Raw genomic sequence first — 26,270 nt, forward strand, 5'->3', positions numbered from 1 at the left:
ATAGCTCAGTCGGTAGAGCACTCGACTGTTAATCGAGTTGTCGCAGGTTCGAGTCCTGCTCGGGGAGCCATATGGAGAGGTGTCCGAGTTTGGTCGAAGGAGCACGATTGGAAATCGTGTAGGCGTCACAAGCGTCTCGAGGGTTCGAATCCCTCTCTCTCCGCCACTATCTTTACAGTGGCCCGTTGGTCAAGTGGTTAAGACACCTCCCTTTCACGGAGGTAACAGGGGTTCGAGTCCCCTACGGGTCATGTTTCGCGGGCGCTTAGCTCAGCCGGGAGAGCATCTGCCTTACAAGCAGAGGGTCGGGGGTTCGATCCCCTCAGCGCCCACCATATTACGACGCGGGGTGGAGCAGCCCGGTAGCTCGTCGGGCTCATAACCCGAAGGCCGCAGGTTCAAATCCTGCCCCCGCAATACCGCGGAGCCGTGGTGTAGAGGCCTAACATGCCTGCCTGTCACGCAGGAGATCGCGAGTTCGAATCTCGTCGGCTCCGCCATTTTCTTGACAATCGTATAAGGCTTGGTAGCTCAGTCGGTAGAGCAGAGGACTGAAAATCCTCGTGTCGGCGGTTCGATTCCGTCCCAAGCCACCATCTTGTATGCCGGTTTAGCTCAATTGGTAGAGCAACTGACTTGTAATCAGTAGGTTGGGGGTTCAAGTCCTCTAGCCGGCACCATCACGTGGAGGGCTAGCGAAGTGGCCAAACGCGGGAGACTGTAAATCTCTTCCTTCGGGTTCGGTGGTTCAAATCCATCGCCCTCCACCACTTTTCTTGACATTTACATAGGGGCATAGTTTAATGGTAGAACAGCGGTCTCCAAAACCGTTAGTGTGGGTTCAACTCCTGCTGCCCCTGCCATTACTTGCTAGTAACATGGCGATCGTGGCGAAATGGTTAACGCATCGGATTGTGGATCCGACACTCGAGGGTTCAATTCCCTTCGATCGCCCCACTAATTATTTTTTATTGGGGATTAGCCAAGCGGTAAGGCAACGGACTTTGACTCCGTCATTCCTAGGTTCGAATCCTAGATCCCCAGTATATATGCGGACGTGGCTCAGTGGTAGAGCATCGCCTTGCCAAGGCGAGGGTCGAGGGTTCGAATCCCTTCGTCCGCTCCATAATGTGGCGCCATAGCCAAGAGGTAAGGCAGAGCTCTGCAAAAGCTTTACCCCCAGTTCGAATCTGGGTGGCGCCTTTTTTTATTTGTTCCCTTAGCTCAGCTGGATAGAGCGTTTGACTACGAATCAAAAGGCCAGGAGTTCGAATCTCTTAGGGAACGTTTTCGATAAGCCGGTGTGGCGGAATGGCAGACGCGCGCGACTCAAAATCACTCGCCTCTATTTCGCTACGGATTCCGGTTGTTTACGCCGATTGTACGCTGATTTCAGNGATTCCGGTTGTTTACGCCGATTGTACGCTGATTTCAGCGCATACATCCGGCTTATTTTCGTTTATAATCGTATGAACCGGAAATGTACGTTGTACTCACGAAACGCGCACGACTGCAATCGTTGTTACCGTTCTCCGCTAACGGAGAATGTGTTATTCGCGGCGAATAAACTAGCGGAGGGCATACGATGGCTCGGCGTAAAAATGCGTTAACGCAGGAGGATTTATTACCGCAGCACAAACCGGTATACGTGGCGGACGATTTAGACAGCGCGGTCGATTTGTTTTTGCGGGACGGAAGAATCCGGAATATCAGCGAACATACAATCGGATTTTACCGGCAGGAATTACGGAAGCTGAAACGGATGCTTGAAGAACAGCGAGTGAAAACGGACCCGGCCGAAATCACGGAACGTACGATGAAAGAGAACGTTATCCTCTACATGATGGATAAGGGACTGAAGGAAACGTCTATAAACTGCGTGCTGCGGGCCTCGCGGGCAATGTTCAACTTTCTCGTAAGAGAAGGCTACTTGCGCGTAAGTCCGATGCGTGAAATGAACCTGATTCGGCAGAGGAAGAAAGCTGTACCAACGTTTACGACAGCGCAGGTACACATCTTACTTGCACAGCCGGATGAGAAAACCTTCGTAGGCGTACGTGACAAAACAATTATGATGCTCATGCTTGAAACCGGTGTGCGACTACGTGAGCTGGCGGACATCAAAACCGGGGACATCGAGTGGCGGAACGGTGTAATTTTAATCGAAGGAAAAAATGGAAAGGATCGCTTTGTCCCCTTTCAGTCGACAATGCGTCAGCAACTCGGAAAGTACCTGAGTCTTCGCGGAAATTTGGGGCACGATACGCTATTCGTAACAATTGATAATACTCCGATTACGCGGCGACAGGTGCAGGAGCAGATTCAATTCTACGGCGCTAGAGGCGGCATACAGGGCGTCCGCTGCTCTCCACACACCTTCCGACACACCTTCGCCAAAATGAGCGTTCAGAACGGCGCGGACGTCTTTGCGCTTCAGGCCGTACTCGGTCATGCCACGTTGGAACAGGTTCGGACGTACGTAAATCTCTTCTCGTCAGAAGTGCGCGATAAGCACCGCAAATTCAGTCCGCTTGAAAAGCTGTAACGTAACCCCTGCGCCACTCTTCCGGTCTATCACGGTTGGGTGGCGTTTTCTTTTTCCGCTTTACTTACCCGCATCTCCATCGCCTTCATCCGCCTAGCCAACCGCAATCCAATCTCCCGGCGTAACTCCTCGCGCTGTAACTCCGTTTTCTCCTCGTCTATACCCGCGCTATTCCGCACTGTATAGCGCACGATCAACGTACCTTGCGCAGCCTCCTCGCTGACAATTCGCAGCTTCCTGCGGCTCATCTCGCGGCGTAGAGCGTAGATATCCGCACATACTTCGGATAGTATAACGTACGTTGCGGCCGCGTATAGACGCTGTAATAACGTCTTAGATGCGCTAATCTCATCGAGACTCCGCGTCACTACCTTACGCAGATTGTCCGTTATAACAAATTCGTGGACGAGCGCGCTGTTCTCCTCGCTATTTACGCTAATCTCCGTTGTCATTTCCGCCATCCTCCGTAATCTCATATGGGAACGTATATTCGTATTATAAACGTGCGTTTTCATTTCCGCAACCTTGCGGTGGAGATTGACAGTTTCGCAATCCTGCGCTAATATACAAATAGAGCCAGTGACGAAGCACGTCCGCGGCTCTTTTCGTTTTTCCTTTTTTGCGTCTTATGCGCAAACAAAAGCGCCAGCCAAACGGATTACTCCGCAAGCTGACGCTATGTATCCGCTGGCTATTTTCCGCCTACTACCGCATACCCGTCGATGACCATTCCGTCAAACGTCCGGTGCTCGCTCCAATAATCGGATTGTACACGCTCAATCCTGCGCATCTCTTCCGCCAGCATAGCGGATATTTCACGCAACCGATCAACCTCCGCCACTCCTCCGGAAACTTGCTCGCCATCCCAGCGCTGAGACCGGTCCATGTACAGCCAGCGCAATTCCGGTCCGGACCATTCCGGCTTATCCCCGAAGTTTACCCATACGGTTAGTTCGCGATATCCTATCGGAGAGTCTACGATTGTTCCGCCATCTGGCGTCTTCTTTGGGAGACGGTTACTAGCGGGGCGGACGTCCAAACGGAACTCCTGCGTAAATTGAGGATAATTTGAGGAGTAGTTCTCTTTCATCCAGATACGTCCGTTTCCCTCGATGTGCGTTACCTCGTAAGCAAGCGCGATCATTTCTTGTACATTCATCGTAACAACCCCCTTGTTATTTTGCCCTCTTTGTTATTTCCTGGACGCTATCAAACGTAAGAATGCCGGAAGCTCTGCGGATATACATTTCGGCCATATTACCGTATCCGACGTGGGTATTGACTGCGGAGCGATACGCATCCATGTACGCTACTTTCGTCTCGCAGGGTCCGTAAGTTTGCGCAATTCGACCGTCAACAATTGCCATAATGGAGGTTATTTTGTGCGTTACCTCATCCGCAATCACCACGACTTTAGTACCAGAAAGCGTTATCGTCGCGCTCTTTGTTTCCGCCCAGGCTTTACGCAATGATTCCGCGAAGTATTCGCGAGTCTTGCCGCCAAATTTTACCGCCGCTGCTTTCGCGATCTCCCAAGCACGAACCATTACGCTTCTTTTCATCCTCATCCGCTCCTCTGCGTTAACCTTATGTCTATATAATATCACGCGTATTGCGTTAAGTCAACACACATTTCGCGAATATATTGAATAGACAGCGAGATAACGAGGGAACAGATATAAATAGAAAAACCGGGAAAATATCTCCCGGCTTCTACATTAAGCAAACTACGTTATTTCAATCCACGCACGCCCGCGAGGGCAAGCGGCTACTTAATTTGAATTATAGCGGATTGTCGTGGATGCGTCAAGGCTGTGTTAGTCTGGTACTCTACTAATTGACGTAGGTATATAACTAATAATGCGTGTTTTAGGCGGTATGCGAGTTATTTTCGCAAGAATATTTACAATAGCGCGGCTGGTGTGCTATGCTGTATTATGCGCAGGACAGCACAGTGAGAGGTGGTAATACATGCTTATCAATAAAACTACAATAAAGGCCGCAGTGGACGTCATGCTTGCAGAGACGCAGTACGGTAACGTTGCGGACCTGGCGCGCGGCCTTAATATCGCCGATAGTACGCTGCGTACAACGATCAACCGCGGCACTCTGCGCGTAGCGGACTTGATAAAGATTGCAGATATGCTCGGCTATAGTGTAATCATTGAGCGCAAGGGGGCGCAACATGGGTAGACTGTCTATTATGCAGGCCATGCGCAAGTACCGTAACAAAGACCGCATATCCAGCGTTTTAGACGAGTGGCTTGCGGGATTCCAGACGGAGAGTACGGTGATCAGTCGCAAAATCGTCGCCTCTATGCGCAGAGGCGATTACGATGTGCTATGCCGTGCGCTTGGCGGATTGAAAGAGGTAATGCGCAAGCACTTCGCCGCCTGCCCAAACGTTATTAAAGCGCTGTACGCAAAGCTACCGCCTGATGACGCAGTCGGCGTAATAGACGCTCTAGCCCTAGTATTGGACGCAAAGGACGATTGTGACACGCTATCTTATAGAGCGGAGCAGTCCGTTATACACGACGACTATGATACGCTGTCCGCGGACCAATTGCGGGAACGCCTAGTTACGTATAATAACGCACTTAGGCGAGCTATTTCGGATGCGTGCGAAAAGATTCCGGAATATGTGAGCGGGACGTAATCGGTCCCGATTTGCACTATTGGTATAATATCGGACGCAATCACCCGCCTTAGAGCGTAGCTTACTCAACCATCCTCCCGGACAACTATCTCGGCCTTACGCAAACAACCCCACGTTGTTTTCACGTAAAATTACCGTTAAATTAGCCACGCAAATATCCGGGAGGCATATTCCTACCCTCGCGCATCTGCAATCGCTAATTCGCCGCAAATTTCACGCTAAAACAACGGAAGCATCCGGGGGACTATACGCAGGCGTGCGGAGAGGAGGCGGAGTTGCGTATGATATACGTAAAAATTACGAACAAGGACGGGGGAAGACGGCGGCGGCGGCGGGCCGGACCACTAGGTTTTATCTTTTATGTTTTAAAGCCCTAACGTTCCCCATAGGGGTTATATGCCGTAATAATCCGCTATAAATCCGTTATTTATAAAGCTTATTCGTCACGGAATCGAACACGGTTTTACGTTCGAGGCCGTAATTTATAATATTTAGAACGTAGTGATTAAATATTATAAATTTATAGATCTTAAGATCTTTAATAATTAAAAGATTTTATTATAGCGCAATTACTCCGGAATATCAAGCGTTATTATCCGTTAATTATTACGGATGTGTGAACGTTAATACTGCGCAGTCTATCCGTTATCCCATCGCTACCACCCCGCAATCATCCTACGCCTCAAATCCGCAGCCTCACCCGATCCCATTCCGCCGTCACAACGTTTTACCGCGTAAATCCCACGAAATTAGCTGCGCTAGCCATCCGCTAGGGTATTCGTAAGGGTCCGATATCCACGCGCCTCATTTTCCGCAAATCCTACGTAATCTCTACGTGGGACTTTTTGCGTCCCTGCGGATAGATTGCGGAGGATATGCTGTCGTGTCCGCAAGTTACCAGCAAGTTAAACGCTGGGATTCCGATTGATTTCGTTTGCACTATTGGCATATTGCGGACGTCTGCGCGAGTTACCGTCAAGTTAAATCCGGCTGACTACGTACTGACATATCGTGCTTTTTCGGATTCCTGCGTAAAATAGTTCCGCCAAATTGCGAAAACATGGCCCTGACGTGCGCGAAACCGGATGCCTGCGGATAATACTCCGGTATGAGGCCGACACGGCTAAACAAAGGAGGCGGAAGAGCATGGAAGGAGCAACAAAATACTACTGGCTAATCAAGCGGGCTTATTCGCGAGGACTCGGTGGCCTGGCGAAGACAGCGCTAGGGTACGCCAAACACGGAGGAGGCGCGGAGTGTTACCGGAAAGACAACGTTTTATTCGTAGTTGCGGAACATGCCCGCGGAGAGACGTTCTTCATTTATCTCATCGGCGATGACGACTCGCTTTTCGAGGTTTACGGAGTTACCGGCGGGCATCGCGGATGGACGGAGACATACGGATGGCTGCGTAAGGGGACGTGGGTACTTCCGATTTTAAAGTATCTGCGCGATCTGGAAGCGGAGATTAGGCGCTACGACATGGATAAAGCGGAAGCCCAGCGTAAGAAAGAGGCGGAGGTTAACCGGGTTATTGGCGTAAAAGTTGCGGAATTTAACGAGAAGTTCCGGGAGGTGTCGTTATGAAACGCGAAGTCGTAATAGCGAAGTGGAGTACGCTGAAGCCGCGGGAACGTGACGCATGGGTAGCGGAGGTTGTTTTCGGAAAAAAGATCGGACGTGAGCGCAGAATAGGCGGATCTGTGTACGAAATCGGACATGGCGGCATCGGAATCGAATTGGACAGTTACACAACGGATATTTACGCAGCTTGGGCGGCTGCTTCCGGAATCCCCGGCGAGTTTATTCTGTTCCGTTTGCTTCCGGATAAATTCGTAGCCTCATTCGGATATTCCGTGGAGGAGTGTCCGGAGTGTGGCGAAGATCCATTCGAGGTTACGGCGCAGGGAGTCGCAAGCAGTCCGGCTGAAGCGATATGCCTCGCGGCTCTCATCGCGAAACTGTGTCCGTAAGAATACGAATAAACTACGAAAGGGTGACGTTATTATGACGAAGAAAATCGAAGTTGAGTTACCGGTGATTCCGCGTGAGGTTGCGGAGGCAGTTAAGGCGGCGGATGACGTTCAAACCACGCTCGACTGGTTGTACGGCGGAGATAACTATAATGAGGAGCATACGCCAGCTTTGCGCAGTATTCCGACAGCAACGCTACTTCGGGCGCTATCGGTTGGTTACGAAATCGAGCGCACTCCGGAGGAAATCGCAGCCGAGCGGAAGAGGCTAGCGGAGTACCGATTGAGACAGCGCTTAGACGAGTGCCTTGGTGCGCACCTACAGTCTCACGCAGAAGGCTTCGCCCGCGGTATCTACTGCGCTATTAACGTGTTATCTGAAGCAGGGTACGAAAATTTACCGCAACTTATGGAGGTGTCCGAATAATGTCCGCATCCACAACGAAATTTACTGTTCCCTTAACGCAAGACTTCCGCCTGACCACGGATACCGAAAACTCCGCTAATATCCGCAATCTCGTCCTCCAACGCCGGGTTATCGTTGACCCGAAGTCTGCGCCAGGATTTGCGTTAAGGTACGCGGCCGACCCGACGATTAAGACGGAACCATACGAATCCTGGCGCGATGACGGTTATTATCCGGTGAATCCTAGCGGATTAACAGCCGCAATCAACAGCGCAGTCATCCGCTCTGTGATTGCGAACGGCTCCGCAGACGGACCGCAGGACTTGGCGGACATGCTACGCCAGATTAAAGCGGAGATTGACCGGATTGCTGCGATGGTTGATGCGGCGTTTATACCAGAAAATAGCGAAGAGGTGGCGTTGTAATGGCGAAGGTTAAACTGTTTACGCATACGGATTTGGACGGAATCGGCTGCGCAATCGTAGCGTTTTACGCATTCGGCCGCGAAAACGTTGACGTAGAATACTGCGATTACAACAACGTCAATGAGCGGATTTCATCATTCCTGGATTCCGGTAAGGTGGCGGATTATAGCGACGTGTTTATAACGGACATCTCCGTCAACGAGGCGGTGGCCGAGCGGTTGGATGCGCTGGACGCCGAAGAGGAGTGCGTGCGCCTATTCGACCACCACGCGACTGAAAAATGGCTTGACCGGAAGTATAGTTGGGCGTTTGTTCAAGAACACATAAACACGTTCAGCAAAGAGTTGTCCAGCGGGACTTACGCGTTTTACCGTTTCGTTTGTTGTTACGGATTTGCTGGAATCTGTGAGAGACCGCAATTATCTCCGTTCGTGGAAAAGGTTCGCCGCTACGATACCTGGGAGTGGAAAACAACCTACGGTGATATCCACGCGAAGGAGCTGAACGATCTTTTCTACCTCATCGGACGTGACCGCTTTATCGACCGGTTTATGGCGAATCCATCCGTCGATTTCACGGAATCCGAGCGCCTGCTCCTCGATATCGAATCCGGACGCCGGGAAGCGTACATGAAGCGCAAGCTCCGCGAAGTATCCGTACGCGAAATCGCCGGACGGAAGGTTGGCGTCGTATTTGCGGAACAGTACGTCAGCGAACTCGGTAACCGAATCGTAGAGGAGCGGACGGATATCGATTGTGTGGCGATGGTTAATCCGTCACTATCCGTTAGCTGGCGTGGGATTGACCGGATGGACTGCGGACAGTTTGCGCAGACGTTCGGTGGTGGCGGGCATAAGAACGCAGCCGGATCGCCTGTTACGGGCGACATGCGTGCGCAGATTGTCAGCGTAATATTCGGGAGGTAGCGAGAAACTGCGCGATAGCGAGCATGAGCGAGAATAACGGAGGTGCGGAAATACAGCGGCAGGCTGGCGGAGCGTAAGTAAATTATTGCACAGTTAAATGCGTGAATATCGTTGCGGCATATTACGGAGCGTTCAGTGGCGGCGTAAACGGTAAATCGCGGAATTTGAACTTTGCGGAATTTTAACGGGGAGGTTACGATAATGGCAAATAAGCAGCCCACGGCAACCAAGCGCAACCTAGCGGAGGATATGAGGATTTGCGAAGTTGCTACGCCGGGTAATTGGTTCGTGATGCACGATACGGATATTACCGTAGAAGACCCGCCAGGAAGCGGCTATACGGACAGTATCGGATACGCGAGTTCCGTTATTGACGCGCAGTTTATCGCGGAAGCCCGTACCGGTTGGCCTCACGCAATCCAGCGGGCAATTGAGGCGGAGGACTTGGCGGATCATTTACGCGCAGAAATAGCGTACTTGTCCGCATTCCAATCGGAACTACTCCGCCAGCTCGGTAAGCAGCGTGCGTATACGTATTTCCTGCGCGAGTGCCTGCGTAATGGCGTACAGATTCCGTACGATTACAATTTCAGCGCGTTTAAGGAGGCGTATGGCGGTGGTGAAACGCAAGACTACGAAATCTGACGCAGAGGAAACGCAGATTAAACGGATTACGAATGAGCAACGAAAGGACTGGCGTACGCTTCCGGTATCCGAGTGGAATACGTTGACGTTCACCGTTTACTTTACGGAGAAGAATGCGGAGTTATACGGAGTCGAATACGTTCCGCTGCGGAATTGGCGTTTTGAACAAGCGCAGATTAAACGGATGTTGGACGCATACGGGCCGGAGATTCTGCGCCAGGCTTGCGAGGAGTGTTTCCGCGACTATAAGCCTACGCGGGAATATCCGGTGCTGACGGCGGGATTTGCGCTGAGTTACCGGGTGAATACGATTATTCCGCGGTTGGTTGCGGAGAGAGCGAGGGAGGAGCGTAGAGCGGAGGTCGTGCGTGAGGGTCCGAGTGTGACGGAGTTGGAAGCGTGGCTGTAGCGTAGGGTGTTGCGGATCAATGCGTGATATAGCGTCCGTCTGCGGTCTTAGTGAGGCGCGACTTACACTTCGGACATACGCTGCTACCGCCCATTAAGCGGAATTGCTTACCGCAGACCGGGCAGCTTACGGATTCCGAGCGGATGTCGCGCGATGCCTGGCGGACAACTGCGAAGATGATAAAAGCGCCGAGACCGACGATTACGCCGAATACGATCATTTGCGGATACCTCCGTTATTTTTCTTCGACGAATTCGACTACGTTCTCAATCCGGCAGTCAAGGAATGCGCATATCTTCGCGATTACATCCAGCGCAACCCATTCGTCCTTGTTAATCTTCGTATACGTTGATGGGGCGATTCCGGTTTCACTCCGGAGCGTGGAGGCGCTGATATCTTTATTAATCATCATAACTTTCAATGGCTTATAGCTTGGCCGGAGCTTCTTCACGTATGTATTCACCTCAAGATAATTTTACCAGCATGAGAGCAAATGAACAATTGCTAAGTTCTCGAAAAAACTATTGACAACTCATTAGTTCAGGATTATTATGGGAAATGTAAGCAACACGAAAACAAACGCAAGACACGATAAACTCCGCAACACTCGCCTCACCCAGCGTATCCACTACGCAAAACATACTCCGCACAACTGGCGCTCCCCTACGCGTCAACTTCGCACCAAAACCTCCGCAAAAGAGCCGCAGTATCAGCGTACCCCTTACGCTGTGCTACCGGTTATCGCGCTCCCCTAACTGCGCGATACACTTTAGCGCGAGGTTATTCGTTTTCCTTGCGCAAGAGTGGCGGAAAGGAAACGAAAAGATGACGCAGAAATGCGAAGGAGGAACGCGATCATGAAAAAGAACCTGATGAAGGGCGAAAGAGTAAGAATTCACGGGGACACCCCGATGCACGGCGAAGTAGGCGAAGTTGTTGAGGTGCTGGACGGTTTTGTGCGTGTAAAGTTCGTAAACTGGTCCGGCGGATACGTCGTGTTAATTTACGAAGGATATATCCGCGAACCATATTAAAACGGGGACTCCGTTCCCCTTCCGAAAGGAGGCGCTAGTGTGGCGAGGAAGATTCGATTCCACCTCACGCGGTCGGATACGTTAGAAGTAAGCGCGAAGAAGTTTACCGATGTTGATAAGGCGTTTGACGCGCGCGATAAACTCGAAGCAAAAACAGGCGCAATCTGGCATGTAGTTGCGGAAACTTCTCTCGGAGACTGGACGGTGTTTCCGAGTGAGCGCGGCAACTGGCGCTAAATAAACAAAGGAAGGAGGCGCTACACTTGCGCAACGAAACGCTTATGACGATCCGCTTTGCGTTAAGAATCCGCATAGATACGTTGGCCGAACGCCTGCGCTTCTGGTCAGAGGAGTCCGATGATGCTTCCGCTCGGGTTACGGAAGAGACGCGCAAGGAGCTGGAGGAGACGCAAGTGGCTTATGACGCTGTTGTTCGGTTTCAGGATACCGGCGTGTGGCCGGAAGATGACCGGGACAAGAACGGGTGTTCGTGATAATATAAACGTATGAGAACGAGAGGAGTGAGCGGAGGTGAACGAGGAGACAGTCGTAATCAGCCTCGATAAAGTAACGGTCGGCCGCTATCAAGTATGGGGCAGCATGAGCAAGGAAACGTATGAACAGTTCCGCGAGAGTATCCGTAACAACGGAATCGCACAGCGGATTATTGTGGATGAGGATTACGTCATCATTGACGGACACCATCGTTACCGCGCGGCAATTGATTGCGGATTAACGGAAATTCCCGTTGAAGTCATCCGCGGGTTAACGGAAGAAGAGAAAGAAGGGCAAGCGTATTGGCGGAATACGCTGAGCCGGAGTTTAACGCCGAAGGACTTAAAACCCGTTGCGAAGAGGTTGCGGGATCAAGGAAAAAGCTACCGACTCATAGGTAACTGGCTCGGTAAGCACCACACTACGGTAGTGGAATGGTTAAAAGAAGCCGATGTGGCGTGTTCAACTGGTGGAAAATCAACAGTTGACCAAATCGAATCCGCAGATGGAAAGCTCCGGCCAGCATCCGCAGCATCCGCTGAAACGCTAACCGAGCGCGAACAAACCGCAGTCCGTATGCGCGAGGAGGGCGCTACTCTCCGGGAAATAGCGAAAGCAATCGGAGTATCATCACATATTACCGCAGCAAATACGCTAAAACGCGCAGAAGAGAAGGCGGTACTAGCTGCACGAGTGAGTACGGAACCGTCCGAACCTGAGCCGGAAGAGCAAGCGGATGAGTCCGAAGATTGTGGCGAACCAGTCTGGTGGGACTCCGAGATAGAACCGGAAGACGCAGCAGCGATTAAAAAGGCGGAGCAAGACGCGCATATTCAGAAAGTATACGAAATGGTCGAGTATATGGCGCGGACAGCCGCAGAGGCTCCGATGTATACCGAAAACGATATGAGCGCTGACAATCGGCTGCTATACTACATCCACTGCAACTTGCGCCCATTCCTCGGAAAGTACAGCGGGTCGTTCGGAGCATATTCCAGCGCAAAGGATGAGCGCGCCAAGGAGTTGTACGTTGAACAAGTACAACTATTAACAGAAATTGGATTGCGTGTTCTTCTTACAATAGACCAAGATTCTATTTATAAAATTCTGGAGGTGCTTGGCCGTGACTTCAATTAGAACTAATAGAGACGGGGATCGTTTGTTTGATAAATTTCAAGTTCTTTCTGGTAAAAAGACAGACCCCATGCTTCCTGCGCAACTAAGAACAACAGGACTAGACATCCTTAGGGAATCTCCTTTCCCTGCTTTTGGATTTACCAAGGCTGGTGTTAACTTAGGTGATCGCAAACAAGTGTTTATACCTGCATCTTGTAGTTCACCAGCAGTAAGGCTTCACGGCAGCGCTATAACGAAAGGAAAGCTTCACGAAGTTAATCTCCAGACATTTGACAGCATGATTGAAGTTGTTCATGAGAAATTAGTCCACCAACCCAAGTTACCAGAGGCCTTAAAACGCCTACTTGGCCCTTCGTGGGAGACGAGGCTTAACGATTCTATCAGCGAGCAGCAGCTTAAGAACAAATTTTATCAAATGCTTATTGCCGGTATCGGCATGTCTGATTCGGAGGTAATGGTTTCCTCGTTCGCACTTGTGCAGTACATTACATCGAGACCGCAAGGACACCAGCTTAACAAATTTCTGGCCGAGTCCGGGATTGATAAGACAAAGCAAAAGGAAGTTTATCAAGCTTGGGTTTCCGGTGGGTTGGGGAACTTCATACGAGAATCTTATGCGCTTAATCCGTGGTTCAACCCAACTAACACAAAAGTTATGGACATATATAACGAGCACGTAAGGAGGAATGGGAAGGGAGACCTTTCGATGTTCGGAGTGGTAAAGGATGTTGTATCCGACGCTCAGGAGTTCTCTTCGTTCGGAAATCGCGATTCTATTCTTTCGGCCATGGAGACGTTCTTGGGACGTATGAAAGGCGATTCCGAACCTGCTCGGATAATCGCGCCGGATAATGGGCTAAGGGTGGCTAAGTTGTCGGAATCACGCGCTGGATCTGGTCGCACACAGTCGGCCGACGAGAAGGAGTTGCGCCGGATAATCTCGGTATACGCTAGGGCCGAGGATATTCCGTACAGCAGCGCTATCCGGCAGTTTGAGGAGCGGTATATGACGGTACACCGCGTAAACATCCGCCAAAAGGCGGCGCAGATGTCGCGCGACAACGGTTTCGAGCAGATAAATACCGTTGACTATCTCGCCAGGACCGGAAATCTTGATCGGGGGATCAACGTTGCTCGCGGATTGGGCCGGAGTAGCATCGTAATATAAACGGAGGTATACGAATATGGACGCTTTACATCGTAACACAAACGCAATCATTCCGTCAAATAGACGCAAACTTACCACGTTATCACACGCAATATCACTCGGCCGTCAATTGGCGTACATTAAGCGGACGGGTGCAGCTGATCACATCGGAGGTTATGCGGAGTGGATCGCATTAGCCGGATACACGCGTCAGCAAGCCGATAGGTTAGTGGCGTTGTATGACTCGCTGTCCGCAAAGGAGGCTTAACATGAGGCGGTATGTATCGGAATACAGCGGAAACACGGCGCAGTTACTTCGCGACCTGGCGGCATTAGCGCAGAGTGACCGCGTCAGGCGCATATGGCTGCGGATGCTGGAGCGGAGGGGCGTTGCGCAAGGTTGACGCAAACTGTGCGATAGAAGGGATGGATAAAAATGAAAACTGAAATGCAGATTCAACAGGAAAACGTCTTGGAGCTTATCAGGCTGATCGCGGAAAACCCTGAATTAAGAATATTGCCGATGGTAGATTCTGAAATTGTAGCTGACGAAGGGTATTGTTCGTGGGTTGGATGCTTCGGTGAAGCGCAGGTGGATGAAGTTTTTTCTAAGGGCGAGCGCCTTTATATCCGTTCCGATGACGAGGAAGGTCTGATTGAAGAAGTGTACGACAATTTGGATGGGCCTATAACGGATGAAGAAGCGGAAGAAACGGCAAAGGAGATCGTTTCCGGCTATGAGTGGGAAAAGGTTATTTTAGTAAGGATAGCCTGCCCGTAACTTCGCAGTACGACGACATGGCGCAAAGGAGGGAACGCTAATTGACGGAGTCAGCAACGCAACACAGTCGCAAGTGTTTACTATCCGGAGTATGTACGTTAGCGAACACCGCTAATTGTACGCCGTTGTGCGCCTCATACATCGGAATGCACGGCATCTCAGGCGTCGGCGGGCGCATGGGTAGCGCGAATGTTCCGGCCGAATACCGTATGCTTACGCTAGCCACAAGCCCGGCGCGGGAGGCGCAAGCAATCGGACCAGACAATGAGGGCTGCGCCAGACTATACCGCGCGTACAACGTAATCGAACGATACGTTGCGACATTTCCGCGGATGTTTGCGGAAGGTGGCGAGGGGCAGCGTATCAAATCGCTATATCTATACTCCGCAGAACCTGGAACGGGAAAGACGACGACAGCAGCGGCAATACTGGCGGAATTTCTCATCGTCCATTACGTCGGAAGCCTGCGGAGAGGATTAACGCCAGCTGAGCGGCCAGCGTACTTCCTCGACGTGAACGCCTGGCAGACGCTGTACAACGGATTCAACCGTTCAAATGTTCCGCAGGCAACCGCAGAGCCGATCGCAGCCGAATATTACGCGGTGGAGGAGCGCGCAAAAACGTCAGCCTTCGCCGTCCTTGACGATATCGGCGTAAGATCCGCAACCGAAGCGTTCCGAGCGGATTTACACGGAATTATCAATTACCGCGTGGCGAACGGACTACCTACGGTATATACGAGTAACGTTCCGATGGCGGAGTTATCAAGCGTCTTTGACGCTAGATTAGCGGACCGGATACGGGATATGACGGCGGAGATCGAGTTCAGCGGACAATCGCGGAGGGGGATGCGTTGAATTGATGCTGCGAGAAGCCGAAAAGCTATCTCCTGGAGACTTAATAAAATGTATATACCCAGGATATCAGTCAGGACTTAAGATAGATACCTATTATGTGGTTGAACGAACATGTATAGGTAATTATGACGGCGTTGTATACTTGAGAGGTTTCCCAGAACGTCGCGTGCATGTAAATGGTGTAACGGAAACCGCAGGATGTTTTGACATACGTTGGTTTGATAGGAGATGAGGGGCGTGCAAGTAACTTCGGAGACAACAAGGGCGGAGTGCGACCATTGTGGGGAATTGACGGATTGCATTATTTTGTACGCTGAATTTAGAGGATTAAAAAACGATTCGATTCAATTATGCAAAGAACATGCTGCATATTTTTCGCGAGTTCTCAAAGTATTTAGTGGTGGGGGGGGTGACGGAGATTGAGCGTAGCAGAAACGCTATTATCGAAAATTGTTGACGCCAATGACCCGCAAGCCTTCGTCCGATTCGGTATCGACCGCGATCACTTCCCGACGGAGGAGCTGCGCAAAGCCTACGATTTCATCCGGACGTATGCGGACGAGAACCGGGGCCAAGCGCCATCCTACGCTATCTTTACCGTAGCCAATCCGCGAATCACCTATGTCCCGGCTGTGACGGATAGTTACGAATATTTGACGAAGAAGTTGAAGGATGACGCAGGCAAGCGGATGTTCCGCGATTTGTATGAGCACGAGATTCCGAAGCTGTACGAAGAGGCTGCGGACAGCCAGGCGCTATTGTCCGGAGTAGCTTCCGGACTCGAGCGTATTCACGCGAAGACGAAGCCGCATACGGACATCGGCGTAAACTTGGCGCTAGCTGGGGACAAATTCTTGTCAGAGTTTCAAGCGCGTAAGGACGGAAAATCGTTCCGCATCTGGCGCAGCAAGTTTCCGTCGATTAATCGTGAGATTGGCGGATACTTCAGCGGAAATACGTACGCCTGGTATGCGCGATCCGGCCGCGGTAAATCCGTCCTCGTAATGGAGGACGGCGCGATTGAACCAGCGTTCCAAGGCGCAACCGTACTCGTATGGGCGCTGGAAATGTCGGAGTACGAGTGGATGGCGCGGGCGTATTCGTCCATAAGTGCGCGGTTGGGAACGTTCAGATCCGAATACGCTGGCGGTGAGATCGAAACCGGCTACGAAAATAAGGCGCTGCTTATGGGTAAGCTTCCGGAGGACTTCGAGGAGAGCTTTGCGGAGTTTCTGCGGACGCTTAACGATAAGATTCCGGGAAAGATTATTCTGCGGGCGGCAGATTCCGAAGGTTTCGGAACACGCGGAGTAGCGCATCTTGAGGCGGACATTACCGAAACAAAAGCGGACGTTGTCGTAATCGATCCGATTTATCTAATGGACTACGAAGCGAATACGTCTCGCGTAGCTGGCGGAGACGTTGCGGCAACCTCCGTTAAACTTAAACGGTTAGCCGGGCGGACTAAAACCGTTATCCATGTCGTAACCCAGGCGGAAGAGGATGCGAACGAGAAGGCGGAGGATGGAACGCGGGAATTGCGGCCACCTAAGCGCGCGGAGTTGAAGAAATCGAAGGCGATACTCGAAGACGCAGCGAACATATTCGGACTCGATACGCTGAATAACGAGGGTCGCGGCGTTATCGAACTCGGTAAAGGGCGGAATGGCGGCGAGGATACGCGCGTGGAACTCGTATATCTACCGAATTACGGCGTCGTACGCGAGTTGGTTACGCAGGAGTCAGCGGATCATTTCCGGAGTGACCTCGGATTCTAGCGCAGAGGAGGTAACGCAATGTCCGGAACAATCCGCATTCATAACGTTGATTATCCGGTTGATGTCCGCGCTGAACTCGAAGATTACGGTTGGACGCGCGACAACTGGACGAACCCACGCCGGTTCCAAGCGTCATCACCGTTCCGCTACGATAAGAATCCGTCATTCTTCGTTGATACCGATGAATCCTCGGAATATTTCGGATGCTGGTCCGACTCGGCCGCGGATGATCCGGAGTGGCGTAGCGGCAATTTTACGAAGCTGCTGGCGTTTTTGCGTAACGAAACCTACGCTGAGGCTGCGGAATACCTAGCGCTAAAATACGGAGAGCAGCCGGAGGATGATGCGCTGCCACTTCGCACAAAGAAACTGCCGAACTTGGCGCAAGAGTACCGACCGATAGCGCTTTCAACGCTCGAACGTTATAAGCGGGCGGAGGCGTGTCCGTACTTAACCGGAAGATGCGTATCGGCGGACGTGCAGCGGATGATGCGGGTTGGATACGATGCAGAGCGCAAGGCCGTGGTGATTCCGTGGTTTAACGCGGACGGGACGCTCGGGAACGTTAAGTTTCGGAAGGTAGCGGAGAAAACGTTCTGGTATACGAAGGGCGGACGTCCTATCCGCGAGATGTTATACGGAATCGACATTGTCTATCGGAGGAATGTAACACGTGCGTGTATAGTCGAAGCGGAGATTGACGCTATGACACTGATGAGCGCAGGGATGGCGGCTATTGCGACTGGTGGCGCTACGTTTACGGAGGATAAACGTAGACTCATCGTTCAAAGTCCGCTAGAGGAAATCGTAATCGTCCGCGACAACGACCGGGCGGGGCGTCGGTGGCGGAACGAGATATACGAGGCGCTACGTAAGGATATACGGATAAGCTTCGCAACAATACCGGTAGTTCCGTTATCCGTGAAAGATCCGAATGAATATGCGCAGGCTTACGGAGTGGGTGCGTTGAGAGCGGTGCTGTTGCGTAGATTGCGTCCGATTGCAACGTTGCGAGGAGGATTATGTGATATGATGTAATGGACATTGCATAACTAATCACGCCGAATCCTCCCGAAAAGTACGCGATCGCGTACGATAATTGTACTATAACATAATTATACCCAATTTGAAAATATTTAATCAAGAAAGTTTTGTAAAGACGCGCGAAACAAGGTGCAGGCAGGTAATACTACCTTCAGGAGGGATAATATTGGAAGAATCCAAACAACTGAATAGTTTAGTCGTCCGCTATCAAAACGGAGACAAGGCGGTATTCGGCGATATTTACGAGGCGCTAGCGCCGATGCGCAACGGTTGGCTCGCCAAAGCCAGCGGACGTTATCTCGACGATAAAGCAACGCGACTAGCATCGTTTGATGATACGCTTTGCGATAGCCTCTGCCGTTATAATCCGGATATCGGAAGATTCGTCGGATTCCTCGCGGATAACCTTCGGCGCGCCAACGCCAAAGGTTACCGGAACCGGAACCGGAAAAAGCTAACGTGTGAGGTGCCGGACGATCCGATTTACTCGGACGATGACGACGGGATGACACTGCTTGACACAATTGCGGACGCCAATCCGCTACCCGAGGAGGTTGTACAAAAGAAAAGAGACCACCGCCAAGTGATCTCAATTCTCCTCGCCGACCAAAGCGCAGAAGTGAAGCGTATTGCAGAACACCGCCCGATGTATAAAACCGACAACGCGCTCGCCAAAGCGCTTGGCGTACACCACACGGTGGTTAAACGGACTTGGAGTAAAATTGTGGCACGCTACGACGCCAATCGTTACGGACCTATCTCCGAGTATCTCGCTTAACAATATCATTATATCATGAGCGTCTCGTTTTATGCCTGGTAGTAATTCTCAATCGCAGCAACGTTACCGCCATAACTAATATAACGGGACGCGCTACTCAAGTCAATGCAAATTAGGAGTTTTGGGATAAATTTCAATAAAAATAGGTCTATATACCTAAATATAAGGAGAAGTGTGTCATGAAAATAACAAAAGATACAAGCGTTGTTGCCCGGTTGGAATTTCGCGGCACTCCAGTTAACGTTTCCCCAACGTATTTATACGAAGGCTGCGCGGAAGAATACGAAGATTTAGCGGACGTCATTTCCGTCCCTCTACGCAGCATTCCGAAGGGGGTTCGCGTTGCATGAGTGCACTGAAGGTTACGAATCATGCCGCTGAGAGAGCAACCGCCAGGTTCCGCATTCCTCCGGAGTTAACTACGCAATGGCTGCGTAATACGTATGCCAAGTCCCGGTACATTTGCGATATTGTCGGAGATAACGGAGAGTCACGCAGGCTGTTCGCTGGGGATGGCGTTGCTCTCGTACTCGATCCGAACGAGGAAAAGGTAATCACCGTATTCGAGCCGCGGCTTAATGGCGCTATTAAGTCCGAAATGACTGCGCTCATTCAACGGAAGATTGCCGCCGCTAATCGTAAGGAGCGCGCCGAGGAGCGTCGTATCCGTATTGAGAAAGCAAAATTGTCCGTAGAACTGGCGCAATGCACTTTGCGGATGGAGTTGACGCCGAGCAAAGCGGTTATCAAGCGCAATACGGAGATTATCGCCGGGATTAACGCCTCTGTGGCGAAATTGGACGCTGAGTTGGCGGATGCTCGGCGCACAAAGAACGGCGTGGTAAAGAGTTTAGCTGCGTATTTGTAACGCAGATAGCGCATTTTTGCGGGTAAACGCCAGTTGCCCGCTGGCTAACGCACATGTCCGATAGTTACGTAATTTGAGACGCAGCTGACCGGATGTGTGCGTTCGCGGGCGGGTAAGAGGCTCGAAATTTAAGCGAAGGGAAGCGGTATGCGAATGACAATGTTTACGAAGGTTGGCGCGGCGGCAGCGGCAGCAAATAACGATGAAGGAGGCGCAAAGGAAAGTCCGATTGTATCGTTTAAGTCAGGCTCTACGTATAAAGTCGGCGTAAAGTCGATTAACGACGTAGCAGAGTATTACGGGTACGGCATGTACGGAAAGGTTAACACGTTTGTTCCCAAGAATCCGCCGGAGCGTAATGCTAAGGGCTACGTGCAAAAGAACCCGTCTGTGTGGGATAAGGCGGCGGACCTGCTTTACAAGGACGCTGATGCGGCCAAGGATTCCGGAGCAGGTGAAGACGACGTAAAGGCGATAACGAGCGAAGCGTACTTATACAGAGGTAAGAAACGCTATCTCCGCGCATTCTTCGACCTTACATCCGGGAAGGACATCGTAGTTGACCTCAGCCCTAGACAGGAGCAGACGGTCAAGTCTACGATTGAGGATAACGTGGATGACCTCGACGCTATTGCGTTCAAGTTGACGAAGAAGGGTTCCGGTACTAATGCAGTTGTATCGTTATCCGCCATTGTAAAAATGGAGCGCGATTTGACGGAGGATGAGCGGGCTAACTTCGCTAAGATTGGCGAGGCTCCGTTCGATATGGACTCGTTTGAAACGTGCCTGTACGTAGCGGATGAGGAGGAACAAATAAAGAACCTCGTTATCGCCGGATTCGATATCGCACGCTTGGGACTGTCGATTGGTGCGCAGCCTTCTACGCAATCCACCGCGCAGCCTGCCGCCAATACTCCGTCTGATGCCGACGCTCCATCCGCAGAACCGAAGCTGAACTTCTAATGTTCACACGTCGGTTCTCCGCAAGAGGTTACGCATGTCTCGCAGTCCTGGCGTTTTGTATAGCGTCATGGACTGCGGCGATTGCGGTACTGTGCGCAATATTACGATAAGGAGGCGTGGGAATGGCGAAGGTTATCCGCAATAAGCCGGAACAGCACGAAACACTCGAAATGTCCGCGGAGCAACTGGCGGGGTTGTTAGCGCAAGAATCCGACGACACAACGCCTGCATCTCCGCAGCATTCGATAACCGTCGGAGTTCATGCGAAGAAGTCCGGTCAACTCGGCGGAATCGCGTATGATATTGCGGAGTTTATCGCAGTCCTCCGCGAACAAACGGGGGAAACGTTCGCACTCGATATTCAGGCGGCGGTCGGCGAGGCTCCGGAAAGCAGCGGAGATAAAGCGCCGGTTGTCGGATTCATTGCGCAGGAGCAGGCGGAAGATGATGAAGGGGATGACGAGTAAATGGCGCATGTAAGTACCGTAGTTGGAGCGTATTCCGAGGCAGTTGCGCGGGTTGCGCTTATGGCGAACGGATGGGTCGTCCATCAGGCGGAAACGGCGGAAGCGTACGATATCCTGGCGAAAGACCCGCTGAACGGCGAATACGCGAAGATACAGGTGAAAAGCGTACGCAAGCGTGACGACCGCGGCGGTGACCTCGTAATCTGCGCGCGAAAAGGGAATGGGGCCGTATATGACCGATCCGAGGCGGACTATGTAGTCGGCGTGTGGGCGGTAGATGGCGAGATCCCTCGCGTGTGGATTTTGGAAAATCGCATGTGCGGCGAGTATTGGGCGTCAGAAGCCCGCGCAAGTGAGCGATGGGTTGAGTTGTCCATTGCGCTTAATCGCGACTTATACGCGGAGTCGGCGGGGGTGACTGCGCAATGAGCGTACGGAAAACGATAGTTGACGTAGTAGAGGCGATGCGCAACGTTTACCGCAGACTGCGCTATTGGACCGGAGGTGCAGCGTATGTCCGATAGGCTCGATACCTTCGCGCGATTTGACGAAGACATTCCGGAGCCGGTAGCGGTTGATACCTGCGCATGGTGTCGCGAAGCTATTTACGTAGGCGACGAAGTGTGGCGCGTAGACGACAGCGGTAGTCTCGTTCACTCGGATACTTGCGCTAATGCCTTCGCAAGAGAGCGCGTATACGATATCTGCGGAGTTGTGCAGGCGGATGGCACCGTAGAGTGACGAAGTACTGGCGAAGTAATAGCGGACAAAGGAACGGATGCAGGCGCAGGACGGCGTCGGTCCGAGAGGAGACCGAATAAATGGCGAAGTTGACGGGTGTTAGCGTTGTAGCGGAAAAGATTACGTATAATGGCGCGGAGTACGTGAAGACGGATGAGAGCGCTAAGGCTGGCGATATCATCCGGATTGCTAGCGACGTGAGTTTCCTGACGGATGGCGGATACTACGTAGTTGATAGCGTCGATTGCGCTGGTGATCCGCAGATTACGGACGACGAAGGCGATAGTTACGACATTTGCGGAGATGAGTTCGAGGTGTTTGCGAAGGTATCCGTTGCGGCTCCGGGTGCGACTTCGGCAGGAACCGCTACTTATCTCGAGGTTAAGCGGAGGGCTAACGTTGGAGAGCGGATTCGTATCGTCAGTGGTGTATCTTACTCCGATTACGGTAACGGAGACGAGTTCGTAGTTGAGCGCGTCGATTTGGACGGTGACGTTTATATCACGGACAATGTCGGAGAGGAAGAGTGCGTATTCCTGCGCGAATACGTTGTCCTCGAGCCTATTCCGCAGCCTAACGCAACTACCGCGGACACTCTCCCGGACACACTTCCGGAGCCGTACGTCATTCACGACGGTAAGGTGTACGTTAAGGAAACTCGGAAGGCTGCGGCGGGTGAACGCATCTTGATCGTAAATCCGCAAATTGCGCTTAGCTACGGAAAAGGCGATGTGCTTACGGTTAAAGAATCGCTAGAGGGCGGAATTTCTGCGGACAACGAAGCGCGGTCGGGCGTACTTCACCGCGAGTATGTCGTACTCACTCCGGTAACTTCCGTCATCCTCGGCGGAAAGGAATACGCGATTGAGCAGCGGAATGCTAAGGCGGGAGATATCGTATTGGTTACGGAAACGGCTGCGGATTACTGGGCGTTCTCAACCGGCATGATCGGAACTTGCGACGGCGAGTCCGGACGGGTAGCGAAAGATGCGCACCTTACGTTCGCTAACGGAAAGAAATACTACGTCGGACCTTCCGCAAGTAAATCGGATTACGTCGTACTTGTTCCGCAAGAAGATACGCAGCCTGTCGCCAAGCAGCCGGAAGCCGTACGCCTTACTGTCGGAGATTATGCGAAAGTCACTGCAACCAGCAATCACAATTACGCTATCGGAGACGTCGTCAAAATCACGGAGGACGATCCCGACGGACGTCCGTATAGAGGCGAAGTTGTTGCGACCGGCCGCGTAGGTAACTGGCTGCGCGAATCCGAAGTCGTACGCGCTACTCCGGAAGAGGTAGCGGAAGCCCAGCGTAAGAAAGCAGAGGCAGACGCAAAGGCTGCGAAACTGAAGCTGAAGGTTGGCGATAAGGTCCGTATCAACGTTCCGGAGGGAACACGTACCTCTTACGGAAGGGCTGGCGTAACTAACTCGGAAATTGGCGAAGTAACTACGATTATCTCCGATGACCTCGTAAGGGTTCGCTGGCCTTCGTTCAGCAACGATTGGAACGGAAAGCCTGCGGAGTTGGACGTAGTTACTCCGGAAGAAGCGGCATGGGCGAAACTTGGCCGTAAGGTTGGCGAGTTTAAGGCGGGGGATATCGCAGAGTTTGCGGAACCAGCCGGATATAATGCGCTCACAAAGGGAGACATCGGAGTAGTTGGAGAGCCGAATCAACTCGGGTGGGTGCGCCTCAACACGGCAAGCGTAGTCTGCGGAAACTGGTGTACTCCAAAAGAGTTGCGCTTGATTGCGCCGGTAGAATCGCTGTTCAACAGCGCAATTAATAGCGCTAGTACCGCAAACTAGGAACGGGGTGATTGCGCATGGAACTCCGTCAGACTCTCCGCCCATCAAACGCTAAACTGGCGGAAGTTGACGCAGTCAATGCGGATTCTGGCGAAGTGTTGCGGAATGCGGTCCGGAAACGGGCTGCTTCCGCCCCAGAATCGGCTGAGGACGCGTGGAAACGAATCCTGGCGATGAAGATAACGGATATCGACCGCGAGCGCTTAGAAGCCGTCAGAAGCGCTATGGAGCGCGGCGAAATCGGAAGATCCTCGATCTGCGCAGGCAAACGGTTTAGTAAAGCGGAAGCGTTGCGGATGTACGCGGACTTACACGAAAGCAGAAAGGCGGAAACGCTGCGTAGACTTGTCGCGGATACTCCGTCACACTACGTATTAGTTCGCGACGAACAAACGCTAGAAACGGCGTTTAACGCGGTCTCAGCGGCATCTATTATCGCGATTGACTGCGAAACGTTCGGTGAGAACGACGGCGCACTTGATCCGTGGTCCGGAAACATGGCGGGATTTAGCGTTTCCACGCGTGACTATTCGTTTTATATTCCGCTGAACCACGAAGAAAAGACGGAGTTATCCGAACAACGCGTGTTCGAGCGCTTGAAACCGTTGCTGGAAACGAAGCCTAACGTCATGCATAACGCGCCATTTGACTGCAAATGGTTCGCGGTAAAGTACGGCGTGAACCTTATCGATACGCTCCGGGCAGATACGCGGATTATGGCGATGTCGTTAGACGAGAACCGCAGTCACCGGCTGAAGGATCTGTGTACGGACTGGCTGCGATTGCCTGGCGATAACTTCGACCAACTCTTCGGTAAGACTCCGTTCAGCAAGATTCCGCTAGACGTTGCGCTCGCATACGCCGCTGGTGATACGGAGAAGACGCTGAAGCTGTACCGCTGGATTTGCGATTGGTACGATAAGCGGCCGGATCTTCACGAAATTGGCGCGCTGGTGTTCAACGTAGAGATGCCGGTTGCTCGAACGTTCATACGCGCTGACCTGCGCGGTATCCGGTTTGACTCCGCCAAGTCGTGGGAGCTTGACGCTAAGTTTGCGGAGGAAGAGGCGGAATTACGGCGGCAGATATTCGTTCACATGGGCGAGGAGATTAACCTTAACTCTCCGGCGCAATTGAAACGCAAGCTTTACGAAGACCTGCGCTTACCGGATAACGATAACGGTTCGACAGGAGTTCGCAGCCTGAAGCGTATCAAGCGTGAGCATCCGGTTATTCCGTTGTTACTCGAATACCGCGGAATCGATAAACTGCGTCAGGCGTTCACGTCCAAACTTCCGAACAACGTAAAGAGCGATGGCCGAATTCATCCGTGGCATAACACGTGGGGAGCTGCGACGGGACGGTTTACTTGTAATAACCCAAATACACAGCAGATTCCAGCCAAACGACCGGAAATCCGCCATCTGTTCCTATCCGCCGGAGACGACCGCATTCTTGTATCGATCGACTATTCGCAGATTGAGTTACGCGTATTGGCGCATATGGCGAATGAGACGGTGCTTATCGAAGCCTTCCGAGAGGGTCGCGATATCCACTCGACTACGGCAGCGTTAATTTCCCGCGGAAAATACACGTATGACGATATCGAGCGCTGGAAGGACACGGAGGGTCACGAATGTCAGAAACTCCGTAAGCAGGCGAAAATCGTTAACTTCGGAATCGTGTACGGAATGGGCGCTGGTAAACTCGCCGATACGCTGGAAATTACGAAGCAAGAAGCGCAGGAAATTATCGACAACTATTTCCGCGGTTATCCGGGAATCAAGCGGTACATGGACGATCAACACGCGAAGGTAATGAAGGACGGGTACGTAACGGACTTTGCCGGAAGAAAGCGCAGACTCCATGAGGACATAAAAGCGAAGGAGAAGTGGCGTGTATTCAGCGCTCAACGTATGGCCGGTAATTTTCCGATTCAAGCCGGAGCCGGAACGATTCTGAAGCGCGCCATTGTCGACTTGGAGCCGGTTCTTCCGCTGTACGATTCGTATATCCTCCTTCAGGTACATGACGAGCTGGTGTTCGACTGCCCGCGCGACATCTCGAAGGAAGCGCTGGAACACATTCAACACACGATGGAGAACGCGTTTCTGCTGCGCTGTCCTGTGCGTTGTGACGTCGAAATTAACCCGGAGCGCTGGCTTAAGAAAGTCGATATTGACGCGTGGTTTGACGAAGACGAGGAACTTGCGCAATCCAGCGGAATCATTTCGTAACATATATGCGGAGGTGAAGCGGTATGGAACGTTTTCAGACGAAGCCCTACGATGGCCCACTGCATGACTACGAGGCCCTGCGTAGGGATGTACGCGAGTATGTTACGCTATGTCACCGCCAGGGCCTGCGGCCAGATGCGT

The 26,270-nt window shown here is 51.9% G+C and carries 32 protein-coding genes and 14 tRNA genes; 41 read left to right on the forward strand and 5 right to left on the reverse strand.

Annotated elements, in window-relative coordinates; translation table 11 throughout:
• Positions 1-73 precede the first annotated feature (73 nt).
• From DQG13_RS19610 to DQG13_RS19680, 15 genes are all read left to right on the forward strand, one after another.
• Positions 74-166, forward strand: a tRNA-Ser gene (locus DQG13_RS19610).
• A 13-nt stretch (positions 167-179) separates the two neighbouring features.
• Positions 180-251 (forward strand) — tRNA-Glu (locus DQG13_RS19615).
• A gap of 8 nt (positions 252-259) precedes the next feature.
• Positions 260-335: transfer RNA gene (locus DQG13_RS19620), tRNA-Val, on the forward strand.
• 8 nt (positions 336-343) lie between these two features.
• Positions 344-417 (forward strand) — tRNA-Met (locus DQG13_RS19625).
• Positions 418-423: 6 nt separating this feature from the next.
• Positions 424-500 (forward strand) — tRNA-Asp (locus tag DQG13_RS19630).
• A gap of 20 nt (positions 501-520) precedes the next feature.
• A tRNA-Phe gene (locus DQG13_RS19635) sits at positions 521-596 on the forward strand.
• A gap of 8 nt (positions 597-604) precedes the next feature.
• A tRNA-Thr gene (locus tag DQG13_RS19640) sits at positions 605-680 on the forward strand.
• 6 nt (positions 681-686) lie between these two features.
• Positions 687-770: transfer RNA gene (locus DQG13_RS19645), tRNA-Tyr, on the forward strand.
• Positions 771-789: 19 nt separating this feature from the next.
• Positions 790-863, forward strand: a tRNA-Trp gene (locus tag DQG13_RS19650).
• Between the two features lie 18 nt (positions 864-881).
• Positions 882-957, forward strand: a tRNA-His gene (locus tag DQG13_RS19655).
• Positions 958-972: 15 nt separating this feature from the next.
• Positions 973-1,044 (forward strand) — tRNA-Gln (locus DQG13_RS19660).
• Positions 1,045-1,051: 7 nt separating this feature from the next.
• Positions 1,052-1,126 (forward strand) — tRNA-Gly (locus tag DQG13_RS19665).
• A gap of 6 nt (positions 1,127-1,132) precedes the next feature.
• A tRNA-Cys gene (locus tag DQG13_RS19670) sits at positions 1,133-1,203 on the forward strand.
• A 10-nt stretch (positions 1,204-1,213) separates the two neighbouring features.
• Positions 1,214-1,287, forward strand: a tRNA-Arg gene (locus tag DQG13_RS19675).
• Positions 1,288-1,585: 298 nt separating this feature from the next.
• Entirely contained in the window at positions 1,586-2,545 is a 960-nt protein-coding gene (locus DQG13_RS19680; RefSeq protein ID WP_113021490.1) for a tyrosine-type recombinase/integrase, read from the forward strand.
• A 29-nt stretch (positions 2,546-2,574) separates the two neighbouring features.
• Here the strand turns inward: DQG13_RS19680 and DQG13_RS19685 are convergent, their stop codons facing one another.
• The 3 genes from DQG13_RS19685 to DQG13_RS19695 form a co-directional block, all read right to left on the reverse strand.
• Positions 2,575-2,997, reverse strand: a complete 423-nt coding sequence (locus DQG13_RS19685; RefSeq protein WP_113021491.1) for a YhjD family protein — start codon at positions 2,995-2,997, stop codon at positions 2,575-2,577.
• A 239-nt stretch (positions 2,998-3,236) separates the two neighbouring features.
• Entirely contained in the window at positions 3,237-3,704 is a 468-nt protein-coding gene (locus tag DQG13_RS19690; protein WP_113021492.1) for a hypothetical protein, read from the reverse strand.
• A gap of 16 nt (positions 3,705-3,720) precedes the next feature.
• Positions 3,721-4,107: a hypothetical protein gene (locus DQG13_RS19695; RefSeq protein WP_113021493.1), complete on the reverse strand. Its 387-nt coding sequence runs from the start codon at positions 4,105-4,107 to the stop codon at positions 3,721-3,723.
• A gap of 409 nt (positions 4,108-4,516) precedes the next feature.
• Here DQG13_RS19695 and DQG13_RS19700 point away from each other — a divergent pair, with 409 nt between their 5' ends.
• The 9 genes from DQG13_RS19700 to DQG13_RS19740 all read left to right on the forward strand — a co-directional run bounded on the left by DQG13_RS19700 (position 4,517) and on the right by DQG13_RS19740 (position 9,988).
• Entirely contained in the window at positions 4,517-4,738 is a 222-nt protein-coding gene (locus DQG13_RS19700) for a helix-turn-helix domain-containing protein (protein ID WP_113021494.1), read from the forward strand.
• Complete coding sequence (locus tag DQG13_RS19705; RefSeq protein ID WP_113021495.1) at positions 4,731-5,204, forward strand: hypothetical protein; 474 nt, start codon at positions 4,731-4,733, stop codon at positions 5,202-5,204. The genes DQG13_RS19700 and DQG13_RS19705 overlap by 8 nt, the downstream gene beginning before the upstream one ends.
• Before the next feature lie 1,146 nt (positions 5,205-6,350).
• Positions 6,351-6,791, forward strand: a complete 441-nt coding sequence (locus DQG13_RS19710; protein WP_113021496.1) for a hypothetical protein — start codon at positions 6,351-6,353, stop codon at positions 6,789-6,791.
• Complete coding sequence (locus DQG13_RS19715; RefSeq protein WP_113021497.1) at positions 6,788-7,177, forward strand: hypothetical protein; 390 nt, start codon at positions 6,788-6,790, stop codon at positions 7,175-7,177. Before DQG13_RS19710 ends, DQG13_RS19715 begins: the two co-directional genes overlap by 4 nt.
• Positions 7,178-7,211: 34 nt before the next feature.
• A complete protein-coding gene (locus DQG13_RS19720; RefSeq protein ID WP_113021498.1) occupies positions 7,212-7,604 on the forward strand; it encodes a hypothetical protein in 393 nt (130 codons plus the stop codon).
• The gene (locus DQG13_RS19725; protein WP_113021499.1) at positions 7,604-8,008 is read left to right on the forward strand and encodes a hypothetical protein; all 405 of its coding nucleotides are present in this window, start codon (positions 7,604-7,606) and stop codon (positions 8,006-8,008) included. Before DQG13_RS19720 ends, DQG13_RS19725 begins: the two co-directional genes overlap by 1 nt.
• Complete coding sequence (locus DQG13_RS19730) at positions 8,008-8,934, forward strand: DHH family phosphoesterase (RefSeq protein WP_113021500.1); 927 nt, start codon at positions 8,008-8,010, stop codon at positions 8,932-8,934. Before DQG13_RS19725 ends, DQG13_RS19730 begins: the two co-directional genes overlap by 1 nt.
• A gap of 201 nt (positions 8,935-9,135) precedes the next feature.
• Positions 9,136-9,579, forward strand: a complete 444-nt coding sequence (locus tag DQG13_RS19735) for a hypothetical protein (RefSeq protein ID WP_113021501.1) — start codon at positions 9,136-9,138, stop codon at positions 9,577-9,579.
• On the forward strand, positions 9,551-9,988 hold the full coding sequence (locus DQG13_RS19740) for a hypothetical protein (RefSeq protein WP_258525773.1): 438 nt from the start codon (positions 9,551-9,553) through the stop codon (positions 9,986-9,988). Before DQG13_RS19735 ends, DQG13_RS19740 begins: the two co-directional genes overlap by 29 nt.
• A 16-nt stretch (positions 9,989-10,004) precedes the next feature.
• Here the strand turns inward: DQG13_RS19740 and DQG13_RS31910 are convergent, their stop codons facing one another.
• Entirely contained in the window at positions 10,005-10,208 is a 204-nt protein-coding gene (locus DQG13_RS31910; protein ID WP_113021502.1) for a DUF2614 family zinc ribbon-containing protein, read from the reverse strand.
• 15 nt (positions 10,209-10,223) lie between these two features.
• Positions 10,224-10,439 (reverse strand): helix-turn-helix domain-containing protein, encoded by a 216-nt coding sequence (locus DQG13_RS19750; protein ID WP_258525774.1) that lies wholly within the window; start codon positions 10,437-10,439, stop codon positions 10,224-10,226.
• A gap of 406 nt (positions 10,440-10,845) precedes the next feature.
• Between DQG13_RS19750 and DQG13_RS30870 the strand changes: the two genes are divergently transcribed.
• From DQG13_RS30870 to DQG13_RS19835, 17 genes are all read left to right on the forward strand, one after another.
• Complete coding sequence (locus DQG13_RS30870; RefSeq protein ID WP_181592857.1) at positions 10,846-11,022, forward strand: hypothetical protein; 177 nt, start codon at positions 10,846-10,848, stop codon at positions 11,020-11,022.
• 39 nt (positions 11,023-11,061) lie between these two features.
• Positions 11,062-11,259, forward strand: coding sequence for a hypothetical protein (locus DQG13_RS19755; RefSeq protein ID WP_113021503.1), 198 nt, complete (start codon positions 11,062-11,064; stop codon positions 11,257-11,259).
• A 26-nt stretch (positions 11,260-11,285) separates the two neighbouring features.
• Positions 11,286-11,516 (forward strand): hypothetical protein, encoded by a 231-nt coding sequence (locus DQG13_RS19760; protein WP_113021504.1) that lies wholly within the window; start codon positions 11,286-11,288, stop codon positions 11,514-11,516.
• Between the two features lie 37 nt (positions 11,517-11,553).
• Positions 11,554-12,654: a ParB N-terminal domain-containing protein gene (locus DQG13_RS19765; RefSeq protein WP_113021505.1), complete on the forward strand. Its 1,101-nt coding sequence runs from the start codon at positions 11,554-11,556 to the stop codon at positions 12,652-12,654.
• Positions 12,641-13,822: a hypothetical protein gene (locus DQG13_RS19770; protein WP_113021506.1), complete on the forward strand. Its 1,182-nt coding sequence runs from the start codon at positions 12,641-12,643 to the stop codon at positions 13,820-13,822. Before DQG13_RS19765 ends, DQG13_RS19770 begins: the two co-directional genes overlap by 14 nt.
• Before the next feature lie 415 nt (positions 13,823-14,237).
• Entirely contained in the window at positions 14,238-14,582 is a 345-nt protein-coding gene (locus tag DQG13_RS19780) for a hypothetical protein (protein ID WP_113021508.1), read from the forward strand.
• A gap of 176 nt (positions 14,583-14,758) precedes the next feature.
• Positions 14,759-15,439: a P-loop NTPase family protein gene (locus DQG13_RS19785; RefSeq protein ID WP_309472249.1), complete on the forward strand. Its 681-nt coding sequence runs from the start codon at positions 14,759-14,761 to the stop codon at positions 15,437-15,439.
• Positions 15,440-15,858: 419 nt separating this feature from the next.
• On the forward strand, positions 15,859-17,217 hold the full coding sequence (locus DQG13_RS19790) for a DnaB-like helicase C-terminal domain-containing protein (RefSeq protein WP_113021509.1): 1,359 nt from the start codon (positions 15,859-15,861) through the stop codon (positions 17,215-17,217).
• Positions 17,218-17,235: 18 nt separating this feature from the next.
• Entirely contained in the window at positions 17,236-18,255 is a 1,020-nt protein-coding gene (locus DQG13_RS19795) for a toprim domain-containing protein (protein ID WP_113021510.1), read from the forward strand.
• 172 nt (positions 18,256-18,427) lie between these two features.
• Entirely contained in the window at positions 18,428-19,039 is a 612-nt protein-coding gene (locus DQG13_RS19800) for a hypothetical protein (RefSeq protein ID WP_113021511.1), read from the forward strand.
• A 179-nt stretch (positions 19,040-19,218) separates the two neighbouring features.
• The gene (locus tag DQG13_RS30875) at positions 19,219-19,389 is read left to right on the forward strand and encodes a hypothetical protein (protein WP_181592858.1); all 171 of its coding nucleotides are present in this window, start codon (positions 19,219-19,221) and stop codon (positions 19,387-19,389) included.
• On the forward strand, positions 19,386-19,907 hold the full coding sequence (locus DQG13_RS19805; protein ID WP_113021512.1) for a hypothetical protein: 522 nt from the start codon (positions 19,386-19,388) through the stop codon (positions 19,905-19,907). Before DQG13_RS30875 ends, DQG13_RS19805 begins: the two co-directional genes overlap by 4 nt.
• A 153-nt stretch (positions 19,908-20,060) precedes the next feature.
• On the forward strand, positions 20,061-20,870 hold the full coding sequence (locus DQG13_RS19810) for a hypothetical protein (RefSeq protein WP_113021513.1): 810 nt from the start codon (positions 20,061-20,063) through the stop codon (positions 20,868-20,870).
• Between the two features lie 122 nt (positions 20,871-20,992).
• Positions 20,993-21,337 carry a hypothetical protein gene (locus DQG13_RS19815; protein WP_113021514.1) on the forward strand — a complete coding sequence of 115 codons (345 nt, stop codon included), beginning with the start codon at positions 20,993-20,995 and terminating at the stop codon, positions 21,335-21,337.
• Between the two features lie 60 nt (positions 21,338-21,397).
• Entirely contained in the window at positions 21,398-21,766 is a 369-nt protein-coding gene (locus tag DQG13_RS19820; protein WP_113021588.1) for a hypothetical protein, read from the forward strand.
• A gap of 392 nt (positions 21,767-22,158) precedes the next feature.
• Positions 22,159-23,892, forward strand: coding sequence for a hypothetical protein (locus DQG13_RS19830; RefSeq protein ID WP_113021516.1), 1,734 nt, complete (start codon positions 22,159-22,161; stop codon positions 23,890-23,892).
• Between the two features lie 17 nt (positions 23,893-23,909).
• Positions 23,910-26,129: a DNA polymerase gene (locus DQG13_RS19835; protein WP_113021517.1), complete on the forward strand. Its 2,220-nt coding sequence runs from the start codon at positions 23,910-23,912 to the stop codon at positions 26,127-26,129.
• Positions 26,130-26,270: the final 141 nt, after the last annotated feature.

Origin of the sequence: Paenibacillus sp. YN15 (assembly GCF_003285005.1) — a bacterium.
Lineage (GTDB): Bacteria > Bacillota > Bacilli > Paenibacillales > NBRC-103111 > Paenibacillus_AR.

What these genes read in the sequence shown, in the direction of transcription:
- DQG13_RS19820 (WP_113021588.1), top strand. Translation starts at nt 21,398, where the DNA reads ATGGCGAACGGATGGGTCGTCCATCAGGCGGAAACGGCGGAAGCGTAC.
- DQG13_RS19680 (WP_113021490.1), top strand. Translation starts at nt 1,586, where the DNA reads ATGGCTCGGCGTAAAAATGCGTTAACGCAGGAGGATTTATTACCGCAG.
- DQG13_RS30875 (WP_181592858.1), top strand. Translation starts at nt 19,219, where the DNA reads ATGAAAATAACAAAAGATACAAGCGTTGTTGCCCGGTTGGAATTTCGC.
- DQG13_RS19780 (WP_113021508.1), top strand. Translation starts at nt 14,238, where the DNA reads ATGAAAACTGAAATGCAGATTCAACAGGAAAACGTCTTGGAGCTTATC.
- DQG13_RS19685 (WP_113021491.1), bottom strand. Translation starts at nt 2,997, where the DNA reads ATGACAACGGAGATTAGCGTAAATAGCGAGGAGAACAGCGCGCTCGTC.
- DQG13_RS19710 (WP_113021496.1), top strand. Translation starts at nt 6,351, where the DNA reads ATGGAAGGAGCAACAAAATACTACTGGCTAATCAAGCGGGCTTATTCG.
- DQG13_RS19715 (WP_113021497.1), top strand. Translation starts at nt 6,788, where the DNA reads ATGAAACGCGAAGTCGTAATAGCGAAGTGGAGTACGCTGAAGCCGCGG.
- DQG13_RS19735 (WP_113021501.1), top strand. Translation starts at nt 9,136, where the DNA reads ATGGCAAATAAGCAGCCCACGGCAACCAAGCGCAACCTAGCGGAGGAT.
- DQG13_RS19805 (WP_113021512.1), top strand. Translation starts at nt 19,386, where the DNA reads ATGAGTGCACTGAAGGTTACGAATCATGCCGCTGAGAGAGCAACCGCC.
- DQG13_RS19725 (WP_113021499.1), top strand. Translation starts at nt 7,604, where the DNA reads ATGTCCGCATCCACAACGAAATTTACTGTTCCCTTAACGCAAGACTTC.
- DQG13_RS31910 (WP_113021502.1), bottom strand. Translation starts at nt 10,208, where the DNA reads ATGATCGTATTCGGCGTAATCGTCGGTCTCGGCGCTTTTATCATCTTC.
- DQG13_RS19810 (WP_113021513.1), top strand. Translation starts at nt 20,061, where the DNA reads ATGACAATGTTTACGAAGGTTGGCGCGGCGGCAGCGGCAGCAAATAAC.
- DQG13_RS19690 (WP_113021492.1), bottom strand. Translation starts at nt 3,704, where the DNA reads ATGAATGTACAAGAAATGATCGCGCTTGCTTACGAGGTAACGCACATC.
- DQG13_RS19695 (WP_113021493.1), bottom strand. Translation starts at nt 4,107, where the DNA reads ATGAAAAGAAGCGTAATGGTTCGTGCTTGGGAGATCGCGAAAGCAGCG.
- DQG13_RS19705 (WP_113021495.1), top strand. Translation starts at nt 4,731, where the DNA reads ATGGGTAGACTGTCTATTATGCAGGCCATGCGCAAGTACCGTAACAAA.
- DQG13_RS30870 (WP_181592857.1), top strand. Translation starts at nt 10,846, where the DNA reads ATGAAAAAGAACCTGATGAAGGGCGAAAGAGTAAGAATTCACGGGGAC.
- DQG13_RS19815 (WP_113021514.1), top strand. Translation starts at nt 20,993, where the DNA reads ATGGCGAAGGTTATCCGCAATAAGCCGGAACAGCACGAAACACTCGAA.
- DQG13_RS19835 (WP_113021517.1), top strand. Translation starts at nt 23,910, where the DNA reads ATGGAACTCCGTCAGACTCTCCGCCCATCAAACGCTAAACTGGCGGAA.
- DQG13_RS19785 (WP_309472249.1), top strand. Translation starts at nt 14,759, where the DNA reads ATGGGTAGCGCGAATGTTCCGGCCGAATACCGTATGCTTACGCTAGCC.
- DQG13_RS19700 (WP_113021494.1), top strand. Translation starts at nt 4,517, where the DNA reads ATGCTTATCAATAAAACTACAATAAAGGCCGCAGTGGACGTCATGCTT.
- DQG13_RS19720 (WP_113021498.1), top strand. Translation starts at nt 7,212, where the DNA reads ATGACGAAGAAAATCGAAGTTGAGTTACCGGTGATTCCGCGTGAGGTT.
- DQG13_RS19795 (WP_113021510.1), top strand. Translation starts at nt 17,236, where the DNA reads ATGTCCGGAACAATCCGCATTCATAACGTTGATTATCCGGTTGATGTC.
- DQG13_RS19730 (WP_113021500.1), top strand. Translation starts at nt 8,008, where the DNA reads ATGGCGAAGGTTAAACTGTTTACGCATACGGATTTGGACGGAATCGGC.
- DQG13_RS19830 (WP_113021516.1), top strand. Translation starts at nt 22,159, where the DNA reads ATGGCGAAGTTGACGGGTGTTAGCGTTGTAGCGGAAAAGATTACGTAT.